This window comes from uncultured Jannaschia sp. (genome assembly GCF_947503795.1).
Lineage (GTDB): Bacteria > Pseudomonadota > Alphaproteobacteria > Rhodobacterales > Rhodobacteraceae > Jannaschia.
The window spans coordinates 234,993-257,233 of sequence record NZ_CANNEZ010000001.1 but is presented as its reverse complement, the minus strand read 5'-3'; the positions used below and the strand labels follow the sequence as shown (position 1 = coordinate 257,233).

The window sequence follows — 22,241 nt, the reverse complement described above, 5'->3', positions numbered from 1 at the left end:
CGGCGGGGTTCAGCGCGTGACGCAGGTCCCCTGCAGGATCAGCGCGCCGCCATCGCCCAGCACGACCTCTTCGACCGGGCGGTCGGGCCCGATGGTCCACGTGATGTCCGAGCCGCCATAGCGCTTGATGCAATATTCGACGCCCTTGACGCGCCCGGCTTCGAGCGCGCCCGCGACGGACCGGTCGGCCCCGCGTGTGGCGGTCGTGAAGGCCCGGCCGTCGCCCGAGACCCGCGTGCGGAACCGCACGCCGCCGACTTCGGTCGCGCTGCCGCGCAACCCGCCGCCGCCGCTGAACGGGCCGCTCGCCCCCGAGGCGAGGCTGTCGAAGGTGCCGCAGCCGGCGAGGCCCACGAGGGCCGCGATCAGGGTCAGGGTTCTCAGGGTCATTCAGCGACCTCCAGCATCAGATGTCCGAGGGGTGTGTCCCCGGCAATTTCGGCGCGACCGGCCGCACAGACCTGAGCCTCGGGCGCGCCGTCGGCCAGATCATGCTTCGCGAGGAACGCCGCCTGCAAGGCCGCGATGGCCGGACTCGGATCATCCGTTCCCGTCGCGATGATCTCGGCGGTGTACCCGTCGGCCTCGAGCCGGGCGAGAACGGTCTCGGTTAGGCGGGTCGTCGCCGCGGGATCGAGCGACAGGGTCGAGCAGGCCCGCGCGATGGTCTGGGCGGTCGAGGTCAGGAACACGGTGTCGACGAAATAGTCCGGCACAGGGCGCAGATCGTCAGCCCGGAGCGGCGTCGCGAAGCCGAGGACGATCAGCCCCACCCGGATCACAGCGTGAAGGCCCCGACCAATGCCAGAAGCGCGAGCCCCGTCACGCAGAGCGTGCCAGCGAACCAGAAGGCCGAACGGGCAGGCTGAATCTCGGTGCGGATATGGACGGCCGCCATACCGATGCGCGCGACGAGGAAGACCGAGGCCAGAAGGTTCGTCCAGAAGGGCGACGCCCCCACGAGGATGGCGACAAGCGTGGCCGCGATGAAGGGGCCGGATGTCTCGACCGCGTTCCGGAACGCGCGGTCGCGGCGGTAGAACGGATCGGAATAGTCCCGGACCGGCATGCCGCTGTCGGACCGGGCACGGGGCGCGCCCACAACCGACAGGATCAGGAGGACCAGCGTCAGGACGACCCAGCCGGCGATCGCCGCGAGGGCGTGCGCGTAGGGTTCGGTGATGACCGAGAGCATGGTGCCGTCGGCGATGGTGTCGGCGACGGCGGGTGCGGCCTCCTGCGCGGCGGCCGGGATCGCGGTCAGGGCGCAGATGACCGTCAGGCCACGGATCATTCCGCGGCCACCGAAGCGGGCGACGGAGTGCGCTTGTGCCGGATGCGGTCCTCGATCTCGTCGCGGAAGTGCCGGATCAGACCCTGGATCGGCCAGGCCGCCGCGTCGCCCAGCGCGCAGATCGTATGGCCCTCGACCTGCTTGGTGACATCGAGCAGCATGTCGATCTCCTCGACCTCCGCCTCGCCCTTCACCAGCCGGTCCATGACCCGCATCATCCAGCCCGTGCCTTCGCGGCACGGCGTGCACTGGCCGCAGCTCTCGTGCTTGTAGAAGGCCGACAGCCGCCAGATCGCCTTGATGACGTCGGTGGAGTTGTCCATCACGATGACCGCCGCGGTGCCCAGGCCCGACTTCTGCTCGCGCAGGTAGTCGAAATCCATGATCGCCTCGCGCATGTCCTTCCCCGGAATCATCGGCACCGACGACCCGCCGGGAATGACAGCCTTGAGGTTGTCCCAACCGCCGCGGATACCGCCGCAATGGGTCTCGATCAGCTCCTCGAAGCTGATGGACATGGCCTCTTCTACGACGCAGGGCCGGTTCACATGGCCCGAGATGGCGAAGAGTTTGGTGCCGGCGTTATTGGGCCGCCCGAAGCCCGCGAACCATTCGGCGCCGCGCCGCAGGATGGTGGGGACCACTGCGATCGACTCGACGTTGTTGACCGTGGTGGGGCAGCCATAAAGCCCCGCACCCGCCGGGAACGGTGGCTTCATGCGCGGCATGCCCTTCTTGCCCTCGAGGCTCTCGATCAGGGCGGTTTCCTCGCCGCAGATATAAGCCCCCGCGCCATGATGCAGGTAGAGGTCGAAATCCCAGCCCGACTTGGCGGCATTCTTGCCCAGCAGACCCGCTTCGTAGGCCTCGTCGATGGCGTTCTGGAGGGCTTCCTTCTCGCGGATATATTCGCCTCGGATGTAGATGTAGCAGGCATGCGCACCCATCGCGAAGGACGCGATCAGCGCCCCTTCGATCAGGGTGTGGGGATCATGGCGCATGATCTCCCGGTCCTTGCAGGTGCCCGGCTCGGATTCGTCGGCGTTGATGACGAGGTAGGCCGGGCGCCCATCGCTCTCCTTGGGCATGAAGGACCACTTGAGGCCCGTCGGGAAGCCCGCGCCGCCGCGCCCGCGCAGGCCACTCGCCTTCATGATCTCGACGATCTTGTCGCGGCCCAGCGCGATCAGGTCCTTGGTCCCGTCCCACTGGCCGCGCGCCTGCGCGCCCTTCAGCGAACGATCCGCCATGCCGTAGATATTGGTGAAGATCCGGTCCTGATCTTGCAGCATGGGTCAGTCCTCCTTGCGGCGCAGCTTGCGCACCCGCAACAGCATGAATAGCGCCCAGCCCAGGGCCGCGAGCGCCACGAGATCGAGCAGTCCCATCAAGCGCGTCGGCAGGTCCAGCCAATAGGCGATGCCCTGCATCGGCAGCCAGATCGCGAAGGTGCCGAGGATCACCAGCGCGATGTTGCGCTGCATCCTGGCGATCGACACGTCTGAGGGCGAAGGCTCGGTCATTTCAGGCCGTCTTCAACAGGTCGGGCGCACCGCCGTCAAGCGGTGCCGCCCGGTCGGCATCAATAGACCCCACCCTTGTCGACGCGCTTGGAGAAGGCCGTGTCGCCGCCCTCGGCCAGAAGCTTCGCTTGCGCGACCCAGTCGTCACGGCGAACGCGTCCCTTGAAGCCTTCGAGATTGGCGTCGACCCATGCGATCTCCTCGTCCGACCAGCTGGCGACCTGGTCGAAATGCCAGAAGCCCAGTCGATTGCAGAGTGTCTCGAGCTTGGGGCCGATGCCCTTAATGCGCTTGAGATCGTCGGCTGCGCCGCCCCGCGGGGCGTCCAGCGTTTCGGGCTTCGTGCCCTCGGCGCCCGCATCCGGTGCCGCGCTGGCAGACGACGTCGCCGCGGCGGGTTTCGCGGGCGCGGCCGGTTTCGGGGGCGCGGCCTTGGGCGGCTCGGGCGAGACCACCTCGCCATCCAGCGGGGCGGGTTGCGCCTGCGGCTTGGGCGCGGTGGTCGCGGCGGCGGGCTTGGCCACGACCGGGTCGGCATCGACCGGCGCGGGGGCCGGCATCGGGGTCGCGTGGCCCGTGCCCGCCAGTCCGACGGCGTGGGACGGATCGCCCAGCGCGCGGTTGACGCGCGGATCGCCGATGCCGTCGCGGCGCACGTCCGAGATCATCGAGCTGTCGATCGAGGCCTTGTGCGGCGAGGGCGCGTTCACGTCGCGCGGCGCCAGCGGGCGGGCGGGCTCGCCCGGCGTGCCGGGCGCTTCGGCCTGCGCCAGATCGGCGGTCGGGCGCTGCACGCCGCCTGCGCCCACCGGCCGAGAGACCGGTCGCGCGATGGTCAGGAGCAAGATGCAGAACACGACGGCCGCGACCACGAACCCGCCGAACACGGCCTGCAGGAAGCTCCAGTCCGCGATCAACATGAGAAGCGCGAAGGTCCCGGCGCCCGCGAGGGCCGCGACCCCCGCCGACGTCGCTGCGCTCTCGAGTGTCCCGATGGGACGGATCCGGTTGTCATCCATGGTGCGGCTCCCCTGCTGTCGCGGACGACCGACCGTTCGGATGCCCGCTTAAGTCTGGCGCGAGGAGAACTCGGTTTCTCCTCCCTCAGCCAACACTCTAGCCTGTTTCACCCATTCGTCACGCCTTGCGCGTCCCTTGAACCCTTCGAGGTTTCCGTCGACCCAAGCAATTTCGCGGTCCGACCACGCGGCGATCTGGTCGAAATGCCAAAAACCCATGCCGTTCAACATCTTCTCGAGCTTCGGTCCGACACCCCGGATGCGCTTGAGATCGTCCGCACCCGTGGACTTCGGCGCATCGAGCGTCGCGGGCTTGGTGCCCGGATCGGCGGTCGCGGTCGATTCGGCCGCCGTCTGGGTGCCCGCGGGCATCCCGTCCGTGTCGGTCGTGCCGGTGACGGTCGGCGTCTCGTGTGTCTTCGCGATACCCGCGGCGGGGCGCCCCTCGGGCTCGGGTGCGACGGTGCCGGCCTCGGGCTTCGCCTTGGCCGTGGCGTCGGAGCCGCGGACATTGGCGCGCCCGTCGCTGGCATCACCCCGCGTGCGCGGCGCATCGGCCTGACCGCGCACGCGACCCGCCTGTTTGCCGTCGGGGCCCGACGGCCCCATCATCGGATCGCGCGCCGCGACCTCCGGGTCGTCATCGGCCTGGTTCGCCCGGCCCCAGGGGGCGACCAGCGGCACTTCGGTGCCGTCGATCCGCTTGATCGTGTCGCCGATGCGGTTGGCCAGCGCGACCGAGCCGTTCGCAGCCTCCTCCTTCGATCCTGCCGCATCGGTCAGCGAAGTGACCCCGCCCAGCGGCTCGGAGGTGAAGCGGCCGTTCTGCGGACCCGGCACCGGAACCTTGCCCGCGCGGAACTGGTCGAGCATCTCGGCGAAGCGCTCGGTCGTCAGATCCTCGTAGTAATCCTTGCCGATCTGGGCCATCGGCGCATTTGCACAGGCCCCGAGGCACTCGACCTCTTCCCAGCTCAGCTTGCCGTCTTCGCTGATCACGTGGGGACGCGAGGCGATCTTGTCGCGGCAGACGGCAACCAGATCCTCGGCCCCGCAGATCATGCAGGACGTCGTGCCGCAGATCTGGATATGCGCGACCGAGCCCACCGGCTGAAGCTGGAACATGAAGTAGAAGGTCGCGACCTCGAGCGCCCGGATATAGGCGAGGCCCAGCATGTCGGCGACATGCTCGATGGCGGGCCGTGTCAGCCATCCCTCCTGTTCCTGCGCGCGCCAGAGCAGCGGAATGATCGCGGAGGCCTGCCGCCCCTCGGGATACTTCGTCATCTGCGCCTCGGCCCAGGCCTGGTTGGCGGGCGTGAAGGCGAAGCTCTCGGGTTGGTCTTTGTGGAGGCGGCGAAGCATGTCGTCTGTCCTTCGGTCGTCACACGATCCCGGCGTTCCGCGTCGTGTCGTCAGTCCCTGTTGCGCCCGCCTTAGCGGTCGATCTCGCCGAACACCACGTCCAGCGTCCCGATGATGGCGGCGACGTCGGCGAGCTGATGCCCCCGGGCGATGTGATCCATCGCCTGCAGGTGCAGGTAGCCCGGCGCGCGCAGCTTTGCGCGGTAGGGTTTGTTGGACCCGTCCGAGACCATGTAGACGCCGAACTCGCCCTTGGGCGCCTCGACGGCGGCATAGACCTCGCCCGCGGGGACGTGGAAGCCTTCGGTATAAAGCTTGAAGTGATGGATGAGGCTTTCCATCGAGGTCTTCATGTCGCCCCGGTTCGGCGGGGTCATCTTGCCGCGGGCCAGCACGTCGCCCTGCCCTTCGGGGGCGCGCAGCTTCTCGATGGCCTGCGTCATGATCCGGAGCGACTGCCGCATCTCCTCCATACGGACGAGGTAGCGATCGTAGCAATCGCCGTTGTTGCCCGTGGGGATCAGGAAGTCGAACTCGTCGTAGCACTCGTAGGGCTGCGCGCGGCGCAGGTCCCAGGCGAGGCCCGACCCGCGCGCCATCACGCCCGAGAAGCCCCAGTCCATCACCTCCTGCTCGGAGACGATGGCGATGTCGACATTGCGCTGCTTGAAGATCCGGTTCTCGGTCAGCAGGCCGTCGATATCGGCGAGGACGCGCGGGAAGTCCGCGATCCAGGTCTCGATGTCGTCGATCAGGTCGGGCGGCAGGTCCTGATGGACGCCGCCGGGCCGGAAATAGGCGGCGTGGAGCCGGCCGCCCGAGGCCCGCTCGTAGAACACCATCAGCTTCTCGCGCTCCTCGAAACCCCAGAGCGGCGGGGTCAGCGCGCCGACGTCCATCGCCTGCGTGGTGACGTTGAGGATGTGGCTGAGGATGCGCCCGATCTCGCAGTAGAGCACCCGGATCAGCTGGGCGCGGCGCGGCACCTCGGTGCCGGTCAGCCGCTCGATGGCGAGGCACCAGGCATGCTCCTGGTTCATCGGCGCCACGTAATCGAGGCGGTCGAGATAGGGAAGGTTCTGGAGGTAGGTCCGGCTCTCCATCAGCTTCTCGGTGCCGCGATGCAGAAGGCCGATATGCGGATCGCAGCGCTCGACGATCTCGCCGTCGAGCTCCAGCACAAGCCGCAGCACGCCATGCGCCGCCGGGTGCTGAGGCCCGAAGTTGATGTTGAAGTTGCGGATCTTCTGCTCGCCGGTGAGGGCGTCCTCGTATCCGCGGGCCGGGGTCAGGTCGCCATCCATCAGGTCGTTCCTCCTTCGGAAGCATAGAGCGCGAAGACCTCGGCCTCCGTCATCGTCTTGCGGTCGCCCGCGAGGGCGTAATTGCCGGGCTTCTTGTCGATGAAGACCTCGACGCCGATCTCGAACTGGCCCGGGTCCTCGAAACACTGGATCGAGACATGCTGGTGCGTGCCGTCCTGGAGCTGCCAGAGCAGCGACGCGCCGCATGCCGTGCAGAACACCCGCTCGCCCCAGTCCGATCCGCGAAAGCGGCCCAGCGGCGCGCCGTCTTCGAAGGCGACGCTGTCGCCGCAATCGACGGACATGAAGATGCCGCCCGACCATTTCCGGCACATGCCGCAGTGACAGGCGCCCGTCCCCGCGGGCCCGTCGGGGCGCGCGGTGAAGGCACAAGCCCCGCAGAGGCAGCGTCCGGAGAGTGTGTCGGCCACCGCCCTACGCCTCCACCGTCGAAGGGCCCATCGTGCGGAACACCTTCGTCAGAAGCTTCCACGACCCGTCCACGCGGACGAAGCCGAGATGATCCTCGTAGCGGCGCGGCGGCACATCGACCCAGAGATGGACGCGCGCGATCTCGTCACCCGCGATGTCGACATCGAGGATCTCGGCCGATACGTCGCCCGGAAAGGCCGACCGGCCCCGCACCCGCTCGAGATAGGACGCCTTGTCCCATGCGTTCTCGCCACCCTCGGGCGTGATCTCGGTCATCGCGAAGCGGTCGTGGCAGATCTCCTCGAAGATCTCGGGGCGCGCGTGGTAGACGCCCTCGCAGTAACGCTGCGCGACGTCGCGAAGATCGGTTTCGGCGGCAGTCACTTCGCCTCGCCTTTCTCGTCGCCGGGCAGCACGTATTCCGCGCCCTCCCAGGGGGACATGAAGTCGAACTGGCGGTATTCCTGCGTCAGCGAGACCGGCTCGTAGACGACGCGCTTCTGAACCTCGTCATAGCGGACCTCGGTGTAGCCGGTCGTCGGGAAGTCCTTGCGCAGCGGATAGCCCCGGAAGCCGTAATCGGTGAGGATGCGGCGCAGGTCCGGATGGCCCGAGAAGAGGATGCCGAACATGTCGAACACCTCGCGTTCGAACCAGTTCGCCGCCGGATAGACCTCGGTGATCGAGGGCACGATCTCTTCCTCGCGAACCGCGGCCTTCAGGCGGATGCGCTGGTTCCGGTACATCGAGAGGAAATGATAGACCACGACGAAGCGGCGCTCGTCGCCCGGATAGTCGATGGCCGTGATGTCCACGAGCGACGTGAAACGGCACTGCTCGTCGGTCTTGAGAAACTCCACGAGCGCAGGGATGTCCGACGCGATGGCTTCCAGCGTCAGCTCGCCATGGGCGATGGAATGGCCCGTGATGCGCTCGGGTTGGCGCATCTCGATATGGGCGACGAGTTCTTCGAGTTGGTCGCTCATCGCACGAGGGTCCCTGTCCGGCGGATCTTCCGCTGAAGTTGCAGCAACCCGTAGAGCAATGCCTCTGCCGTCGGCGGGCAACCCGGCACGTAAAGGTCGACCGGCACGATCCGGTCGCAGCCGCGCACGACGGAATAGCTGTAGTGATAGTAGCCGCCGCCATTGGCGCAGCTGCCCATCGAGAGGACGTATCGCGGCTCCGGCATCTGGTCATAGACCTTGCGGAGTGCGGGCGCCATCTTGTTGGTCAGCGTGCCCGCCACGATCATCAGGTCCGACTGGCGCGGAGACGCGCGGGGCGCGGTGCCGAAGCGTTCCATGTCATAGCGTGGCATGGCCGTGTGCATCATCTCGACCGCGCAGCAAGCCAGCCCGAACGTCATCCAGTGGAGCGAGCCGGTGCGCGCCCAGTTGATGATGTCCTCGGTCGAGGTCAGCAGGAAGCCCTTGTCCTGAAGCTCGCGGTTCAGGAGCTGCGTCGCATGCTCCTTGTCGCCGCCCGCGGTGTTCAGTCCGGTCTGCACGCCCATCGCATCGCTCCGTTTCGGAATTCTGCCCGCGGGATCGGGTCCCGCAGGGTCGGTCGCGGTGTAGCCCGCACCCCGCGGGCGGTCAACGCGACCCTGACCCGAATGTAGGCCTTGGACGGTGCGACTTACACCCGCTCGGGCCGCGACCGATCGTAGCCGTGCGGCACGTCAGGACAGTCCGAGGAAGAACCGCACCATCTCGGCCGAGGCGTCCGGACCGGCCGCGTCGGCATAGCTGCCGCGCGGATCGCCCCCGGACCACGCGTGCCCGGCCCCGGCGATGCGCCAGACCTCGACCGCGCCGCCGGCCATCGTCCGCCCGACCGTGCGCCGGACCCTGCGGCCATGGTTTGCCGGAGCATCGGTGGCAGGCGTATCGAGATCGCGCGTGCCCCAGTCCGCCGCGGCCGGCGCGACGGTCCGATCCGCGTCCCCGTGAAAGAGGATCATCGGCATGGTGGGTCCCGGCTGCGCCGCCGTCCCGTCACCGCGCATCGCCGCGAAGGCCGAGACCATGTCGCGGGCCGCGCCCGGCGCCAGCCCCGAATGCACGCCCGCCGCCCCGAAGACCTCGGGATGCGCGGCGGCCGTGACCGCCGCCATCGCGCCCCCGGCCGACAGGCCCGCCACAAAGACGCGCCCGTCGGGCACCGCGAATTCCGTTGCGATCTGGCCCGCCATCTCGGCGATCAGGGCGGATTCGCCGCCCCGTCCCTGATCGGCAGGTTGAAACCAGGCCCAGCAGCCCTGCGCATTGGCCGACCGGTCTTGTGCGGGATAGGCGACGACGAGGCGATGATCTTCGGCTTGGCGCCCCATCGCGGTGCCGATGGCGAAATCCTCGGGCGTCTGGGTGCAACCATGCAGCATCACGATCAGCCCCGCCGCCCCCTCTGCGGCGACGCTGGCGGGAATATGGACCCGGACATCGCGGGCCCCGAACCGCCCGGCATGGCGCCTTCTGTCCCAGACCGCCCCGTCGGCGAGTTCGGGCATCGCACCGCCCGTCGCGCGGGGCCGCCTGCGCAGAGCGTCCAGCGTGGCACCCAGCGGCTTGCGGGCGCGGCGACGCGGCGGTGTCTCGTCCACGATTTCGGCGTCCTCGACCCGGGAAGCGGTCGCGGCCGTGCGCTTCGGCTTCGGGTCCGGTTCGGCCGCGGCCTCCGCGTGCGGCGCGTCTCCGCTGCCCGACAGTGCGGCCTGGATCTGACGCGTCGCCGTGCCGAGATCGCCGCTCTTTGTCAGGTCGAGCGTGCGGCGCATGGCCGCCATGAAGTCTCCGTCCATCGGGTCTCTCCTCGTCGCGCTTACCTGATGCGGTCGCGCAGGGCGTCTTTAAGTGCGGGCGACGCCTGAAGCGCCCCCAGCACGGTGATTTCTGCGATGGTCTCGCGGGCGAGATCCGGCGGAATGTCCTCGGCGAGCCGGGCCAGGCCGACGACCTTGACATGCAGCCGTTCGCCCGCCGCGCGCGCGGCCTCGAGTTCGGCCCGCGTGATGTCCCGCAGGCCCATCTCCAGCACGCGACGCTCGACGAGCGCCCCGACCTCGGTGCCGTGCCGGTCAAGCTGCGCCCGGATTGCGGTCCTGATGAAATCGGTCCGATTGGTGAAAAAGCCTTCCTCGACCAGAAGATCGATCCGCCCAAGATCGACATATCCCAGGTTCATCGTGATCTTCTCGGTCTCGGTCGCCTTCACCTGCTTCGGCATGACAGCCTCATTCTACCATCTACTTGGATGGTATGAACCTAAATGCGGTCCGAGGCAAGGAAAGATGCTGCGCCGCAGCAAAAAGAAAGGGCCGCCCGAGGCGACCCTTCGAATTGCGATGCTGGACCGGCGCATCACTCCCAGTCGAGCGCGCCCTTCTTCCACTCGTAGGCGAAGCCAACCGTGAGCACGGCGAGGAAGACCATCATCGACCAGAACGCCTCCATCGAAAGGCCCGCGAAGGACACGGCCCACGGAAACAGGAATGCGATCTCGAGGTCGAAGATGATGAAGAGGATGGCGACGAGGTAAAACCGGACGTCGAACTTCATGCGCGCATCATCGAAGGCATTGAAGCCGCATTCGTAGGCCGAAACCTTCTCGGGGTCCGGAGCACGCACGGCGATCAGGGCAGCGGCGAGGATCAGGACGAGGCCGAGCCCGATGGCCACGCCGAGAAAGATCAGGATGGGCAGGTATTCCATCAGCATGTCTGGCACTCCGCTCGCGTCTGGAGCCGGTTCTAGGTGGCGCGCCGCGGGGGGTCAACGGGCGCCGGGCCGTTAGGGCGCCATCCGGCGCTCGCCGATCAGCGTCGCCTTCACCCAACCCTGCCGGCCGTCAGGCGCGCCGATGCGGCACCATTGCTCGTCGGGCGAGCAGACGTCGATGCGCCCGCCCTCGCCCGGCCGCAGTTGACCGACGACCGGATTACCGGTGCCCGGCCCGGATCGCAGGTTCACCTCGCCGGTGGTGATGTTCCACATCGGGGCCGTGGTCGACAGGATGGTGGGCGGCCGCGCGCCCGTGACGGTGCCGCCGCCCAGCCCGAGGACCGCCGATACGATCTCGCGCGGCAGGTCGGCGGGCGGCTCGAACGGCGCAGCGCCGGTGGACGGCAGCGGTGTGACGATCACCTCGGGGACCGGCGCTGTCGGCGACCGCGCCGCGAGATAGGCCGTATTGACCCACCCGAACGCTCCGTCGGTCGAGACGAGGCACCAGCGCCCTTCGAGATCGCAGCGGCCACGCTCGACGGCCACACCCGCCCCGAGCGTGCCCAGCACCGGAAAGAGCGTTCCCGGCCCGCCCCGCAGATTGACGGCACCGCCACTGTCGTTGCGCAGGGTCTGGGCCGTCGCGACCCCGGCGAAGGCCACGCAGAAAAAAAGGGGCAGGATCAGTCGCATCGGACGCTCCGGTCGGTGTAAGTCTCCGGAACAGGTGGGCGGTGCGGCCGTGTCAGGCAATGACAGCCCCCGAACCGCGTGCCCGATCTAGCCTCCGAGACGCTGCAACAGCGCGACCGACGGACGCCCCGTCGCCTCGAGACCGACGCTCCGCTGATAGGCGGCGATCGCGGCCCGGCTCTTGGGGCCGAGCACGCCGTCATCGCCATCGGTGTCGAACCCGGCGGCGGTCAGGCGTCGTTGCAGATCGACCCGCTGCGACTTCACCAACCCGTCGCCATCCGGGCCGAACCCTTGCCGCAGCGCCCCGCCCCCGGCGATCCGATCCGCCAGGTGGCCGACGCCCAGCGCGTAGGAATCCGAATTGTTGTAGCGCTTGATGACCCGGAAGTTCGGGCCTGTCCGGAAGCTGGGTCCGCCGCGATCCGGCGTGAGATTCCCCGACGGATCCTCGACCGCCCAGCTCTGGCCCCGCTGCCAGCCCGCATCCCGCAGATAGGCCGCCGCCGAAGCCAGCGCATCCGCCGGGTCATCGCTCCAGATGTCGCGGCGTCCGTCGCCGGTGAAATCGACCGCCGATTGCAGGTAGCTCGTCGGGATGAACTGCGTGTGCCCCATCGCCCCCGCCCAGCTCCCGAGCATCCGCTCGGGCGTGATGTCGCCCGATTGCAGGATGCGCAGCGCGGCGATCAGCTGCTTTTCGAAGAACGCGCCCCGCCGCCCGTCGAAGGCCAGTGTCGAGACGGCGCTGATCGTAGGGATGTCGCCGCGCCGCTGGCCGAAATTGCTCTCGACGCCCCAGATGGCGGCGACGATCTCGGCGGGCACGCCGTAGCGGCTTTCGATGGCCGAAAGGGTCGAGCGGTGGCGCGCGAAGGCGGCGCGACCCGCCTGCACCTTCCGCTCGGGGGCGACGATGTTGAGGTAATCCTCGAAGCTGCGCTTGAACTCGGTCTGGTTGCGGTCGCGGGCGACCACGCCGGGCACGTAGCCCTGCCCCCGAAAGGCGCGCTCGACCACATCGGCGCGGATCCCCGCGGCGGCGGCGCGCGGCTTGAACGCCGCGACCCAGGACGACCAGCCGGGCGTCGCGCGCGGCACGAGATCCGGGTCGGAGGGCCGGGAGACGGCGCGGCCCGACAGGGCGGGCGCGTTGGCGCAGGCCGCGAGCGGCCATAGGGCGAGGGTCAGGGTGATCGCGCGACGGGTGAACATGCCTGCAGGTCCTTCTGGCGAGGGGATTGCGCGAATCCTACCCGATGGCGGCGCGCCCGCAAGCCGTCGTGCGCGGCTCGGCGTGCCTCAGCCGGCCCAGCGCGGCGGGCGCTTCTCGAAGAAGGCACCGACGCCCTCTGCGGCCTCGTCCCCCTCCCAGCGGGCGATCAGCGCCTCGATCGTCCGCTCGATCGTGGCTTCGTCGATCACCGGCCCGAGCGCACGGGCAAGCCGCTTGGCCTCTGCCACCGCGCCGGGCGCACAAGCGAGATATGGCGCAACCTCGGCCTCGACTGCCGCATCGAGGGCCTCGGCCTCGACCACCCGCGCGAGGATGCCCAGATCGACGGCCTCGGCCGCGTCGAAGCGGCGCGACGACATGAAGACCCGCCGCGCGCGACCCTCGCCCATGCGCGCGATCACATAAGGCCCGATGGTCGCGGGGATCAGGCCCAGCCGTGTCTCGGTCAGGCCGAAGAGCGCGCCCACCGCGCCGATCGCCACGTCGCAGATGCAGGCAAGCCCCACGCCACCGCCGAAGGCGTTGCCCTGCACCCGGCCGATCACCGGCTTCGGCAGCGTGTTCCACGCCTGCAGCATGTGCGCCAGGCGTCGACCCTCGGTGGCCCGCGCCTCGGGCGGAGCATCGAACTGCGCCCGCATCCAGCCGAGGTCGCCGCCCGCGCAAAAGGATCGGCCTGTCCCGGTCAGCACCACGACGCGGCTGCCATCGGCCGCAAGCATCGCGGCCACGGCCGTCAACTCGTCCATCATCGGCGCCGAGAGGGCGTTGTGCATGTCCGGACGGTCCAGCCGAACGGTCACGACACCACGCCCGTCGCGCGTCACGTCCAGGGTCTCGTAGCTCATGTCATGTCCTCCCCCGGCAGCGCGCGACCTGCGCCCACCCAATCCTCGTAGATCCAGACCATCCGATCGCAGAACCAGACCTTCGGCAGCGCCGCCAGCAGCGTTCCGAACACCGCACCCTCCCACCAAAGCGCCCAGAGCCCGACGACCAGCGGAACGGCTCCCGCGGCCGAGGCCCAGGTCAGGACCGTGGCGGCGCGACGGTGATGCGGCGCGATCTCGCTCCGGTGCTCGAGGAAGATGCGCTCACCCATGACGGCGCGTCCCGCCCAGCCACCGAGCCGGTCCACCGGTGGAAAGACCCTCGGGTTCAGCCAGTTCCACCCGAGCGCCAAGGCGATCGGCAGAAGCGCCCACCACCCCAGCCAGACCCGGCTCCAGATCGCCAGAACCAGAAGCGGCAGGACCGTGAAGCGCGACCAGACCGACCACGGGTTGGCATGTCGGCGCCATGTCGCGTCGTCCATCGCCATCATCCGCTCGGCGCCCCGGAAGACGTCCATCAGCCGGCCCTCATGCCGCGTGCCATCTCGGCCGCCGCATCCACGACCGCCGCGTCGAGGCCGGTTTCGTAGCCTGCCGCGTGCAGATGCGCGAGCACGGCCTCGGTCGCGACGTTCCCGGCCGCTCCCGGGGCATAGGGACAACCGCCGAGCCCACCCACCGCGGCGTCGAATACGCGCAGCCCGCGCCCGAGCGCCACGTCCACATTGTCCAGCGCGCGCCCGGCCGTATCGTGGAAATGCCCGGCCAGCGCCGTGGCCTCCATCTCGCCCAGCACCGCGCCCAGCATCGCATCCACCGCCTCGGGAAGTCCGCGCCCGATCGTGTCACCGAGGCTGACCTCGTAGCAGCCGAATGCGCGCAGCGCCGCGACGACCCGCGCCACGTCACCGGGCGGCACGGCCCCGTCGAACGGGCATTCCACGACGCAGGACACGTAGCCCCGGACCGGCATGTCGTCGGCGCGGGCGGCGGCGACCAGAGGCTCGAACCGGGCGAGGCTCTCGGCGATGGTGGCGTTGAGATTGGCCTTCGAGAACCCCTCCGAGGCGCTGGCGAAAATCGCCACCTCGTCGACCACCGCATCGCGCGCGTTCTCATAGCCGCGCAGGTTCGGCGTCAGCGCCGCGTAGGACACGCCGTCGTGGCGCTTGATCCCAGCCAGGACCTCGGCGCCGTCGGCCATCTGCGGCACCCATCTGGGACTCACGAAGCTCGCCACCTCGATCCGCCGGAAGCCCGCCTTCGACAACAGGTCGATCAGCGCGATCTTCTCGGCGGCCGGTATCGCGCGTGCCTCGTTCTGGAGCCCGTCGCGGGGGCCGACCTCGAAGATTTCGACCGGGCCGGTCATGCGTCCTCCGGTGCGATCACGGGCGGTGCATCGTAAAACGCCCGGTCATAGAGCGCGCCGCCCTGGTCCGACGCGGCCCAGCCGGGCCGCGCGAGGCACCGGTCGAGCCAGCCTGCCATACGCGGGCGGTCACCCACCGCGTGAAACCGGCGGCCCATCGCGGCGGCCTGCGCCACGCAGATATCCGCCGCCGAGAACCCCGACGGCAGCAGCCAATCGCCCGCCAGCCGCGCTTCGATGGCATCGAAGCATTTGCCCACGCGCGCGGCCTCCAGCTTCATGGCAACCGGCGAGCGCATCCAGTCTTCGCGAAGCGCGACATGGGCCTGCGTCAATGCCGCGGCATGCTGGCTGATCGTCTCGCTGAAATGTACCCAGATCAGCCAATCGGCCCGCTCCGGATGGTCCGGCGCGCGTCCCATCCCGGCCTCGGGGAAGCGCTCGCACAGAAGCTCCACGATCGCGCCCGTCTCCCAGTAGGATCGCCCGTCCATCTCGAGCGCGGGGACACGGCCCGCCGGGTTGAGCGCGAGGAACTCGTCCGACCGCAGCGTCTTGTCGAAGGGCCAGGTCCGGACCTCGAACGGCACGTCCAGCTCGTGCAGAAGCCAGAGCACGCGCTGCGACCGGCTCTGGGGGACGTGATGCAAGAGGATGCCGGTCATACCGCGACACTCCTCTGGCCCGAAATACCTCGGGGTCCGGGGCAGAGCCCCGGCGCCCGCCACGGTCGCGACGGCCGCGTCATGCCTCGTCCTCCATCCGGACCAGCGCGGCACCCGCCTCGACCTGGTCGCCCGCCTTGGCCAGGACCTCGGCCACAGTGCCGTCATGCGGTGCGACCAACGTATGCTCCATCTTCATCGCTTCGAGGATGGCCAGCCGCGCGCCCGCCGCGACCTCGGCCCCGGCCTCGACGAAGACCGCTTTCACGAGGCCGGGCATCGGCGCCTCGACCACGCCCGACGCGGCCCCGGCGGCGGCGGCCACGTCCAGCGGATCGATCAGGTCGAACGGATAGGCATTTCCCCAGAAGATCGTCAGACGGCCCGGATCGCGATGCCATGCGGCGCCGACGGCCCGCCCGTCCACCACCCAGCCTGCGGGCGCGCGCACCACCTCGACCGGACCGTCGCCCAGATCGACCGCGTAGGTGCCCGCACCGTGGGCTGTGACCATGGCGTCGATCGCCTCGCCACGGTGGTTCATCGCGACCGTCCAGCGCAGCGGCTCCCAAAGGTGGAAGCCGTCATGGACGGATGGCTCGTCCAGTCCCAGCGCCAACACCGCCGCCAGCGCCCGTGTCCGGATGCAGGCGACGGGGTTCGCGGCCAGCGTCTCGACTTCGCGGTCGATCAGGCCTGTATCGACCTCGCCGCGGCCGAACCCCTCGTGCTGCACGAGCTTTCGGAGGAAGGCGAGGTTCGTGACGGTTCCCGCGACCTGCGTGCCCGCCAGTGCCCGCTCCAGCGCGCCCAGCGCCGTCGCCCGCGTCGGCCCATGCGTCACGAGTTTGGCGATCATCGGGTCGTACCACGGGCTGATGACATCACCCGCCCGGACCCCGGTCTCGGCGCGCGCGCCCTCGGGAAACGAGAGATGCGTCAGCCGTCCGGTCTGAGGCAGGAACCCGCTCGCCGCGTCCTCGGCATAGAGCCGCGCTTCGAAGGCGTGGCCGTCGATCGAAAGCTCGTCCTGCCGCTTGGGCAGGCCCTCGCCCGCGGCGACGCGGAGCTGCCATTCCACGAGGTCGACGCCGGTGATCGCTTCGGTCACCGGGTGCTCGACCTGCAGGCGCGTGTTCATCTCCATGAAATAGAACCGGTCCGCCCGGAGACCGTCGGTCGCATCCACGATGAACTCGACCGTGCCCGCCCCGGCATAGCCGATAGCCTCGGCGGCGCGGACGCCGGCCTCGCCCATCGCGTCCCGCATCTCGGCCGTCATGCCGGGCGCGGGCGCCTCCTCGATGACCTTCTGGTGGCGCCGCTGGAGCGAGCAGTCCCGCTCAAAGAGGTGGACGGCCCGCGTGCCGTCGCCGAAGACCTGCACCTCGATATGGCGCGGCGTGGCGACCCATTTCTCGATCAGCACATGATCGTTGCCGAAGGCCTTCCGCGCCTCCGAGGTCGCCGCGTCCAGCGCGTCCGCGAAGTCCTCGGGCGCCTCGACCTTGCGCATCCCCTTCCCGCCGCCGCCGGCGACCGCCTTGATGAGCACCGGGTAGCCGATGGCCTCCGCCTCTCGCGCCAGCGCGTCCGAGTCCTGATCGGCGCCCCGGTAGCCCGGCACGACGGGCACGCCCGCCTCCTCCATCAGCGCCTTGGCTGCGTCCTTCAGGCCCATCGCCCGGATCGCCTTGGCGGACGGCCCGATGAAGACCAGCCCCGCCGCCTCGACGGCCTCGACGAAATCGGGGTTCTCTGACAGGAAGCCGTAGCCGGGATGGATCGCCTCGGCGCCGGTCGCGCGCGCCGCCTCGATGATCGCATCGCCGCGCAGGTAGCTGTCGGCCGGGGCCGCACCGCCGAGCGAGACCGCTTCGTCGGCCATTTCGACGTGGCGCGCATGGGCGTCGACGTCGGAATGGACCGCGACGGTGCGAACACCGAGCCTGCGACAGGTGTCGATCACGCGGCAGGCGATCTCGCCCCGGTTGGCGATCAGGATCTTGCGGAACATGGGGTCTCCTTCACGTCGCGCACGGCTTGCGGCAGCGGCCAGGCGTCGGAATCGCCCTCGCCTCCGGACAGCTCCGGGTGGATCTTGAGGTCGAGCCGGTCGAGCGCGCGGTCGGTCGCCGCCTTCACCCGCTCGATCTCGGCCTCGAGCCGGGCCGGATCGTGAGGGCCGGGCGCGTGGCGGTCCCGCCCGAGCACCAGCGCCGCCACCCCGAGCAGCGCCGAGGTCGCGAGGCCCGCGGGCGTCGCACGCATCGCCAGAAGCGCGCCCTGCGCGGCGAGCGTCAGCACGAGCCCCATGCCCGTCCGCGCCTCGGCCTCGGCCTCTCGACCGCCGTCGTTGAGCTGGGCGCGCGCGGCGTCGATCTCGGCGGTGACGATCCTGCGCAGTGTCTGGCGCAGACCCGTCCGGTCGACATCGTCGCGACCCGACCAGACGAGGAGCGAGGGCTCGGCCGTGCGCGACGCCTCCACGAAGGTCGCGAAGTCGAAGATGGTCTCGTAGAAATCGGGCCGGCCGTCGCGGTGGATGAGCCAGACCTGCACGGCCGGGCCGCGCTGTTGACGGACGCGTGGCACGCTGGTCGCCTCGGCGGACCGGCCCCAGGGGGATTCGGTGCTCATGCGTAATCCTCGACGACCCGGAAGGTCTCGACCATCAGCGCAAGATCCTCGGACCAGCCGCCGGTCCGTTGGAAATAGGCGCGGTAACCGTCGCGCCAATGCGCGAGGTCGCGGAACTCGCCCTGCGCGGCGACGCGGTCCTCGGTCATCTCGTCGAACCGCATCCGGTCCACGGCGACGGTCTCGACCATCACCGCCGGGCAGCCGTCCCATTCGAGCGCGATGTCGCGGCGTCCGACCTCGGGCAGCGCATCGCCCTCCGGGGCCTCGTAGACGCGCATCGCCTCGACCGTGACGGTCTTGGTACCGGCCCGCACCAGCGCGAGGATCTCGGCCGAGAGCGCGGGGCCGTCGCCGAAGCGGAAGGTCTCGGCATCGGGATGCGTGTCGACCAGCGTCTGGAGATCGGGTCCGGTCACGGCGCGACCCCCCGCGGCATCAGCAGTCGGGCGGGGCGGCGACCGACTGAAACGCATGACCGCCCTCGGTCCGGCGTGGCACAGGGGCCGACGCACAGGTCTCCAGCTTGGCCTGCGCCAATTGCGCGCGCTTCAGGGCGCTGTAGGTTTCGAGCGTCTCGCGGAACTCCGCGAAGGCCGGGCCGATCTCGGCGCCCGCACGGTCGCGCAACTCGCCCAGCGTGCCTGTCGCGGCCAGCACGGCATAGAGCGCGAGGAAGGGAAGCTTGCGCCGCAGCCGCCGCAGCAGATACCGGCCCAGGCGGGTGCGCAGCGGGACGCGGGGCTGATCGGCGGCGGCGGTCATACCCGATCGCTAGCGCCCCGGTCGGGCCGAAATATGGCACCGGCCCCGCCATCACATGCGGAACACGCCGAACTGCGTGTCCTCGATCGGGGCATTGAGCGCCGCGCGCAGCGACAGCGCCAGAACCGCGCGCGACTTGCGCGGATCGACGATGCCGTCATCCCAGAGCCGGGCCGAGGCATAGAGCGGGTGCGACTGGCGGGCGAACATCTCTTCGGTGGGGCGCTTGAAGGCGGCCTCGGCCTCGGCGGACCAGTCCTCGCCGGCCTTCTCCATCGCGGCACGTTTGACCGTCGCCAGCACGCCCGCCGCCTGCGCCCCGCCCATCACCGAGATGCGGCTGTTGGGCCAGGTCCAGAGAAAGCGCGGCTGATACGCGCGCCCCGCCATGCCGTAATTCCCGGCCCCGAAGCTGCCGCCGACCAGCATCGTGATCTTCGGCACGGAGGTCGACGCCACCGCCGTGACCATCTTGGCGCCGTGGCGCGCGATGCCCTCGTTCTCGTATTTCCGGCCGACCATGAAGCCCGTGATGTTCTGCAGGAACACCAGCGGGATCTTCCGCTGCGAGCAGAGTTCGACGAAATGCGCGCCCTTCTGCGCGGCCTCGGAGAAGAGGACGCCGTTGTTGGCGACGATGCCCACGGCCATGCCCTCGACATGGGCGAAGCCGGTCACCAGCGTCTCGCCGAAGCGCGCCTTGAACTCGTCGAAGCGCGAGCCGTCGACGAGGCGCATGATGACCTCGCGGATGTCATAGGGCGTCGTCAGGCTGGCGGGGACAACGTCGAGCAGCTCGTCGGGGTCGTAGGCAGGCGGCTCGAAATGCCCGATCTCGATCGTCGCACCGCCCCCGAGGCTGCGGACGGCATCGCGGGCGATGGCCAGCGCGTGGCCATCATCTTCGGCCAGGTAGTCCGCCACGCCTGAAAGCCGCGTGTGGACGTCGCCGCCACCCAGATCCTCGGCCGTCACGACCTCGCCCGTCGCGGCGCGCACCAAGGGCGGCCCGGCAAGGAAGATCGTCCCCTGCTCGCGCACGATGATCGAGACATCGGACATGGCGGGCACGTAGGCCCCGCCCGCCGTGCAGGAGCCCATGACGACAGCGATCTGGGCGATGCCCTTCGCGGACATCCGCGCCTGGTTGTAGAAGATGCGCCCGAAATGGTCGCGGTCGGGAAAGACCTCGTCCTGGTTGGGCAGGTTCGCGCCCCCGCTATCGACAAGATAGACGCAGGGCAGCCGGTTCTCCTCGGCGATCTCTTGGGCGCGGAGGTGCTTCTTGACGGTGACGGGGTAGTAGGTCCCGCCCTTCACGGTCGCGTCGTTGCAGACCACCATGACCTGCCGCCCGTGCACGAGGCCGATGCCCGCGATGGCCCCCCCGCCGGGCGCCGCGCCGTCATACATGTCGTGCCCCGCGAAGGTGCCCACTTCGAGAAAGGGCGAACCCGGATCGAGCAGGTTCGCCACGCGGTCGCGGGGCAGCATCTTGCCGCGGGACAGGTGACGCGCGCGGGATTTCTCGCCCCCGCCGCCCTGCGCCCATTCGGCAGCCACGCGCACCTCGTCCAGCGCGTCGAGATGGGCGGCGCGGTTGGCCTTGGCGGCGTCCGAGCCGGGGATGTGGGAGGATCGAAGTTTCATCGGCTGCGCTCCGCGAGACGGTCTTCGAAGTCCAGCGCCTGCCGCCCGGTCTGGAGCATCCAGCAGCCGTTCGACGCCGGTCCGGCGCCCGTTCCGCCGCCCCAGAGCGACGCTTCGTAGACGCAGGCCGCGTCGCGGAAGGACATCCAGGCCCGCTGCATCTCGCGCAAGGCCTCGGCCTGCGACGGCGCGGCACTTCCGAGATCGCGCATCTCGGCATCGATGGCACGCGCATCCGTGCGAAGCGCGCCATAGGCCGTATTCAACCGGTCGTCCCAATAGTCGGCTTCGGCCCAAAGACAGCCGCCCGTCCCGACCGTCGAGCTGCCGCCCGGCGTCTCGGTCATGCACAGATTGGCCGAGACGCCGATGCAGGCGGGGCCGGCCCCGGCAGCGAGGCACGCCTCGGTCGCCGCGGGCGAAAAGCTCAGTTCCTGCGCCGCGGCAGGAGCGGCAAGCATCAAGACGAGACCGACGGCGCGGATCACGCCATCGCTCCCATCATCTCGCGGCCGACCAGCATCCGGCGAATCTCGGACGTACCCGCGCCGATCTCCATCAGCTTGGCGTCCCGGAAAATCCGGCTGACGGGCGTGTCGTTCATGAAGCCCGCGCCGCCCATCGCCTGCACGGCCTGATGCGCCTGCACCATCGCCTGTTCGGAGGCGTAAAGGCAGCAGGCGGCGGCGTCCTGGCGCGTGACGCGGCCCGCGTCGCAGGCCTTGGCGGCCTCGTAGACATAGGCGCGGGCCGAGTTCATCGCCGTGTACATGTCGGCGATCTTGCCCTGCATGAGCTGGAACGACCCGATGGGCTTTCCGAACTGCTTGCGCTCGGCCAGATAGGGCATCACCTCGTCGAGGCAGGCGGCCATGATGCCGGTGCCGATCCCGGCCAGCACGACGCGTTCGTAGTCGAGCCCGGACATGAGGACCTGCACACCGCGCCCCTCCTCGCCCAGCACGTTCTCGAACGGCACCTCGACATCCTCGAAGATCAGCTCGGCCGTGTTCGAGCCGCGCATCCCGAGCTTGTCGAAATGCGGGCTGGTGGAGAAGCCCGTCATCGCCTTCTCGATCAGGAAGGCCGTGATCCCCTTCGAGCCGGCATCCGGGTCGGTCTTGGCATAGACCACCAGCGTCGAGGCATCGGGCCCGTTGGTGATCCAGTATTTCGTGCCGTTCAGGACATAGCGGTCGTTCCGCTTCTCGGCCCGCAGCTTCATGGACACGACATCCGAGCCGCTGCCGGCTTCGGACATGGCCAGCGCGCCGACATGCTCGCCCGAGATCAGGCCGGGGAGGTACTGCGCCTTCTGCTCCGCCGAGCCGTTCAGCGCGATCTGGTTGACGCAAAGGTTCGAATGCGCGCCGTAGGACAGGGACACCGAAGCCGAGGCGCGCGCGATTTCCTCGACGGCGATGACATGCGCGAGATAGCCCATGCCCGCGCCGCCATCCTCCTCGGGGACGGTGATCCCCAGAAGGCCCAGCTCGCCCATCTCGGTCCAGAGGTCGGAGGGGAATTCGTTCGACGCGTCGATCCCGGCGGCCAGCGGGCGGACGCGGTCCTGCGCCCAGCGATGCACCATCTCGCGCAGGGCGTTCACGTCGTCGCCAAGGTCGAACTGCATTGTGGCGTTGAACATGGTGCCCTCCCGCGGAATTGAACGCTCGTTCAGTTCATAGCGCCTCGTCCGCGCCGCGTCCATGGGTCGGGAATAC

28 protein-coding genes are annotated in these 22,241 nt (G+C 69.4%); all 28 read right to left on the bottom strand.

What is annotated here, in order from left to right:
• Positions 1 to 9: 9 nt before the first annotated feature.
• The 28 genes from Q0833_RS01315 to Q0833_RS01180 all read right to left on the bottom strand — a co-directional run bounded on the left by Q0833_RS01315 (position 10) and on the right by Q0833_RS01180 (position 22,165).
• A complete protein-coding gene (locus Q0833_RS01315; RefSeq protein ID WP_298429481.1) occupies positions 10 to 390 on the bottom strand; it encodes a hypothetical protein in 381 nt (126 codons plus the stop codon).
• Positions 387 to 773, bottom strand: a complete 387-nt coding sequence (locus tag Q0833_RS01310; protein WP_298429479.1) for a DUF5333 family protein — start codon at positions 771 to 773, stop codon at positions 387 to 389. The genes Q0833_RS01315 and Q0833_RS01310 overlap by 4 nt, the downstream gene beginning before the upstream one ends.
• Before the next feature lie 5 nt (positions 774 to 778).
• Positions 779 to 1,294, bottom strand: a complete 516-nt coding sequence (locus Q0833_RS01305; RefSeq protein ID WP_298429476.1) for an MAPEG family protein — start codon at positions 1,292 to 1,294, stop codon at positions 779 to 781.
• Complete coding sequence (gene nuoF, locus Q0833_RS01300; RefSeq protein ID WP_298429473.1) at positions 1,291 to 2,586, bottom strand: NADH-quinone oxidoreductase subunit NuoF; 1,296 nt, start codon at positions 2,584 to 2,586, stop codon at positions 1,291 to 1,293. Before nuoF ends, Q0833_RS01305 begins: the two co-directional genes overlap by 4 nt.
• A gap of 3 nt (positions 2,587 to 2,589) precedes the next feature.
• Entirely contained in the window at positions 2,590 to 2,817 is a 228-nt protein-coding gene (locus Q0833_RS01295; RefSeq protein ID WP_298429469.1) for a DUF5337 family protein, read from the bottom strand.
• Between the two features lie 59 nt (positions 2,818 to 2,876).
• Positions 2,877 to 3,836 (bottom strand): hypothetical protein, encoded by a 960-nt coding sequence (locus tag Q0833_RS01290; protein WP_298429466.1) that lies wholly within the window; start codon positions 3,834 to 3,836, stop codon positions 2,877 to 2,879.
• Between the two features lie 48 nt (positions 3,837 to 3,884).
• Complete coding sequence (locus tag Q0833_RS01285) at positions 3,885 to 5,201, bottom strand: NADH-quinone oxidoreductase subunit E (RefSeq protein WP_298429463.1); 1,317 nt, start codon at positions 5,199 to 5,201, stop codon at positions 3,885 to 3,887.
• 71 nt (positions 5,202 to 5,272) lie between these two features.
• Positions 5,273 to 6,505, bottom strand: a complete 1,233-nt coding sequence (locus Q0833_RS01280) for an NADH-quinone oxidoreductase subunit D (protein WP_298429460.1) — start codon at positions 6,503 to 6,505, stop codon at positions 5,273 to 5,275.
• A complete protein-coding gene (locus Q0833_RS01275) occupies positions 6,505 to 6,936 on the bottom strand; it encodes a GFA family protein (protein ID WP_298429457.1) in 432 nt (143 codons plus the stop codon). The genes Q0833_RS01280 and Q0833_RS01275 overlap by 1 nt, the downstream gene beginning before the upstream one ends.
• A 4-nt stretch (positions 6,937 to 6,940) precedes the next feature.
• Complete coding sequence (locus Q0833_RS01270; RefSeq protein WP_298429454.1) at positions 6,941 to 7,321, bottom strand: nuclear transport factor 2 family protein; 381 nt, start codon at positions 7,319 to 7,321, stop codon at positions 6,941 to 6,943.
• Entirely contained in the window at positions 7,318 to 7,923 is a 606-nt protein-coding gene (locus Q0833_RS01265; RefSeq protein WP_298429451.1) for an NADH-quinone oxidoreductase subunit C, read from the bottom strand. Before Q0833_RS01265 ends, Q0833_RS01270 begins: the two co-directional genes overlap by 4 nt.
• Positions 7,920 to 8,453 carry an NADH-quinone oxidoreductase subunit B family protein gene (locus Q0833_RS01260; protein WP_055084349.1) on the bottom strand — a complete coding sequence of 178 codons (534 nt, stop codon included), beginning with the start codon at positions 8,451 to 8,453 and terminating at the stop codon, positions 7,920 to 7,922. Before Q0833_RS01260 ends, Q0833_RS01265 begins: the two co-directional genes overlap by 4 nt.
• Positions 8,454 to 8,621: 168 nt before the next feature.
• Positions 8,622 to 9,740, bottom strand: coding sequence for a PHB depolymerase family esterase (locus Q0833_RS01255; RefSeq protein WP_298429442.1), 1,119 nt, complete (start codon positions 9,738 to 9,740; stop codon positions 8,622 to 8,624).
• Positions 9,741 to 9,760: 20 nt separating this feature from the next.
• Positions 9,761 to 10,165, bottom strand: coding sequence for a CopG family transcriptional regulator (locus Q0833_RS01250; RefSeq protein WP_298429439.1), 405 nt, complete (start codon positions 10,163 to 10,165; stop codon positions 9,761 to 9,763).
• 134 nt (positions 10,166 to 10,299) lie between these two features.
• A complete protein-coding gene (locus Q0833_RS01245; RefSeq protein ID WP_298429436.1) occupies positions 10,300 to 10,665 on the bottom strand; it encodes an NADH-quinone oxidoreductase subunit A in 366 nt (121 codons plus the stop codon).
• Between the two features lie 63 nt (positions 10,666 to 10,728).
• Positions 10,729 to 11,355, bottom strand: coding sequence for an SH3 domain-containing protein (locus Q0833_RS01240; protein ID WP_298429433.1), 627 nt, complete (start codon positions 11,353 to 11,355; stop codon positions 10,729 to 10,731).
• An 87-nt stretch (positions 11,356 to 11,442) separates the two neighbouring features.
• Positions 11,443 to 12,570: a lytic murein transglycosylase gene (locus Q0833_RS01235; RefSeq protein WP_298429430.1), complete on the bottom strand. Its 1,128-nt coding sequence runs from the start codon at positions 12,568 to 12,570 to the stop codon at positions 11,443 to 11,445.
• Positions 12,571 to 12,657: 87 nt separating this feature from the next.
• Positions 12,658 to 13,440 carry a crotonase/enoyl-CoA hydratase family protein gene (locus Q0833_RS01230; RefSeq protein WP_298429427.1) on the bottom strand — a complete coding sequence of 261 codons (783 nt, stop codon included), beginning with the start codon at positions 13,438 to 13,440 and terminating at the stop codon, positions 12,658 to 12,660.
• Entirely contained in the window at positions 13,437 to 13,943 is a 507-nt protein-coding gene (locus tag Q0833_RS01225; protein ID WP_298429424.1) for a DUF6653 family protein, read from the bottom strand. The genes Q0833_RS01230 and Q0833_RS01225 overlap by 4 nt, the downstream gene beginning before the upstream one ends.
• The gene (locus Q0833_RS01220) at positions 13,943 to 14,797 is read right to left on the bottom strand and encodes a hydroxymethylglutaryl-CoA lyase (protein WP_298429422.1); all 855 of its coding nucleotides are present in this window, start codon (positions 14,795 to 14,797) and stop codon (positions 13,943 to 13,945) included. The genes Q0833_RS01225 and Q0833_RS01220 overlap by 1 nt, the downstream gene beginning before the upstream one ends.
• Positions 14,794 to 15,462 (bottom strand): glutathione S-transferase family protein, encoded by a 669-nt coding sequence (locus Q0833_RS01215; RefSeq protein ID WP_298429419.1) that lies wholly within the window; start codon positions 15,460 to 15,462, stop codon positions 14,794 to 14,796. The genes Q0833_RS01220 and Q0833_RS01215 overlap by 4 nt, the downstream gene beginning before the upstream one ends.
• A 79-nt stretch (positions 15,463 to 15,541) precedes the next feature.
• Positions 15,542 to 17,479 carry an acetyl/propionyl/methylcrotonyl-CoA carboxylase subunit alpha gene (locus Q0833_RS01210; protein ID WP_298429416.1) on the bottom strand — a complete coding sequence of 646 codons (1,938 nt, stop codon included), beginning with the start codon at positions 17,477 to 17,479 and terminating at the stop codon, positions 15,542 to 15,544.
• A complete protein-coding gene (locus Q0833_RS01205; RefSeq protein WP_298429413.1) occupies positions 17,461 to 18,102 on the bottom strand; it encodes a hypothetical protein in 642 nt (213 codons plus the stop codon). The genes Q0833_RS01210 and Q0833_RS01205 overlap by 19 nt, the downstream gene beginning before the upstream one ends.
• The gene (locus Q0833_RS01200; RefSeq protein WP_298429410.1) at positions 18,099 to 18,521 is read right to left on the bottom strand and encodes an ASCH domain-containing protein; all 423 of its coding nucleotides are present in this window, start codon (positions 18,519 to 18,521) and stop codon (positions 18,099 to 18,101) included. The genes Q0833_RS01205 and Q0833_RS01200 overlap by 4 nt, the downstream gene beginning before the upstream one ends.
• 19 nt (positions 18,522 to 18,540) lie before the next feature.
• On the bottom strand, positions 18,541 to 18,867 hold the full coding sequence (locus Q0833_RS01195; RefSeq protein ID WP_298429407.1) for a hypothetical protein: 327 nt from the start codon (positions 18,865 to 18,867) through the stop codon (positions 18,541 to 18,543).
• 51 nt (positions 18,868 to 18,918) lie between these two features.
• On the bottom strand, positions 18,919 to 20,517 hold the full coding sequence (locus Q0833_RS01190; RefSeq protein WP_298429405.1) for a carboxyl transferase domain-containing protein: 1,599 nt from the start codon (positions 20,515 to 20,517) through the stop codon (positions 18,919 to 18,921).
• On the bottom strand, positions 20,514 to 21,005 hold the full coding sequence (locus Q0833_RS01185) for a lysozyme inhibitor LprI family protein (protein ID WP_298429402.1): 492 nt from the start codon (positions 21,003 to 21,005) through the stop codon (positions 20,514 to 20,516). The genes Q0833_RS01190 and Q0833_RS01185 overlap by 4 nt, the downstream gene beginning before the upstream one ends.
• Complete coding sequence (locus Q0833_RS01180) at positions 21,002 to 22,165, bottom strand: isovaleryl-CoA dehydrogenase (RefSeq protein ID WP_298429399.1); 1,164 nt, start codon at positions 22,163 to 22,165, stop codon at positions 21,002 to 21,004. Before Q0833_RS01180 ends, Q0833_RS01185 begins: the two co-directional genes overlap by 4 nt.
• Between the last annotated feature and the right edge of the window lie 76 nt (positions 22,166 to 22,241).

What these genes read in the sequence shown, in the direction of transcription:
- Q0833_RS01315 (WP_298429481.1), bottom strand. Translation starts at nt 390, where the DNA reads ATGACCCTGAGAACCCTGACCCTGATCGCGGCCCTCGTGGGCCTCGCC.
- Q0833_RS01305 (WP_298429476.1), bottom strand. Translation starts at nt 1,294, where the DNA reads ATGATCCGTGGCCTGACGGTCATCTGCGCCCTGACCGCGATCCCGGCC.
- nuoF (WP_298429473.1), bottom strand. Translation starts at nt 2,586, where the DNA reads ATGCTGCAAGATCAGGACCGGATCTTCACCAATATCTACGGCATGGCG.
- Q0833_RS01295 (WP_298429469.1), bottom strand. Translation starts at nt 2,817, where the DNA reads ATGACCGAGCCTTCGCCCTCAGACGTGTCGATCGCCAGGATGCAGCGC.
- Q0833_RS01290 (WP_298429466.1), bottom strand. Translation starts at nt 3,836, where the DNA reads ATGGATGACAACCGGATCCGTCCCATCGGGACACTCGAGAGCGCAGCG.
- Q0833_RS01285 (WP_298429463.1), bottom strand. Translation starts at nt 5,201, where the DNA reads ATGCTTCGCCGCCTCCACAAAGACCAACCCGAGAGCTTCGCCTTCACG.
- Q0833_RS01280 (WP_298429460.1), bottom strand. Translation starts at nt 6,505, where the DNA reads ATGGATGGCGACCTGACCCCGGCCCGCGGATACGAGGACGCCCTCACC.
- Q0833_RS01265 (WP_298429451.1), bottom strand. Translation starts at nt 7,923, where the DNA reads ATGAGCGACCAACTCGAAGAACTCGTCGCCCATATCGAGATGCGCCAA.
- Q0833_RS01260 (WP_055084349.1), bottom strand. Translation starts at nt 8,453, where the DNA reads ATGGGCGTGCAGACCGGACTGAACACCGCGGGCGGCGACAAGGAGCAT.
- Q0833_RS01255 (WP_298429442.1), bottom strand. Translation starts at nt 9,740, where the DNA reads ATGGACGGAGACTTCATGGCGGCCATGCGCCGCACGCTCGACCTGACA.
- Q0833_RS01250 (WP_298429439.1), bottom strand. Translation starts at nt 10,165, where the DNA reads ATGCCGAAGCAGGTGAAGGCGACCGAGACCGAGAAGATCACGATGAAC.
- Q0833_RS01240 (WP_298429433.1), bottom strand. Translation starts at nt 11,355, where the DNA reads ATGCGACTGATCCTGCCCCTTTTTTTCTGCGTGGCCTTCGCCGGGGTC.
- Q0833_RS01235 (WP_298429430.1), bottom strand. Translation starts at nt 12,570, where the DNA reads ATGTTCACCCGTCGCGCGATCACCCTGACCCTCGCCCTATGGCCGCTC.
- Q0833_RS01230 (WP_298429427.1), bottom strand. Translation starts at nt 13,440, where the DNA reads ATGAGCTACGAGACCCTGGACGTGACGCGCGACGGGCGTGGTGTCGTG.
- Q0833_RS01225 (WP_298429424.1), bottom strand. Translation starts at nt 13,943, where the DNA reads ATGGACGTCTTCCGGGGCGCCGAGCGGATGATGGCGATGGACGACGCG.
- Q0833_RS01220 (WP_298429422.1), bottom strand. Translation starts at nt 14,797, where the DNA reads ATGACCGGCCCGGTCGAAATCTTCGAGGTCGGCCCCCGCGACGGGCTC.
- Q0833_RS01215 (WP_298429419.1), bottom strand. Translation starts at nt 15,462, where the DNA reads ATGACCGGCATCCTCTTGCATCACGTCCCCCAGAGCCGGTCGCAGCGC.
- Q0833_RS01210 (WP_298429416.1), bottom strand. Translation starts at nt 17,479, where the DNA reads ATGTTCCGCAAGATCCTGATCGCCAACCGGGGCGAGATCGCCTGCCGC.
- Q0833_RS01205 (WP_298429413.1), bottom strand. Translation starts at nt 18,102, where the DNA reads ATGAGCACCGAATCCCCCTGGGGCCGGTCCGCCGAGGCGACCAGCGTG.
- Q0833_RS01195 (WP_298429407.1), bottom strand. Translation starts at nt 18,867, where the DNA reads ATGACCGCCGCCGCCGATCAGCCCCGCGTCCCGCTGCGCACCCGCCTG.
- Q0833_RS01190 (WP_298429405.1), bottom strand. Translation starts at nt 20,517, where the DNA reads ATGAAACTTCGATCCTCCCACATCCCCGGCTCGGACGCCGCCAAGGCC.
- Q0833_RS01180 (WP_298429399.1), bottom strand. Translation starts at nt 22,165, where the DNA reads ATGTTCAACGCCACAATGCAGTTCGACCTTGGCGACGACGTGAACGCC.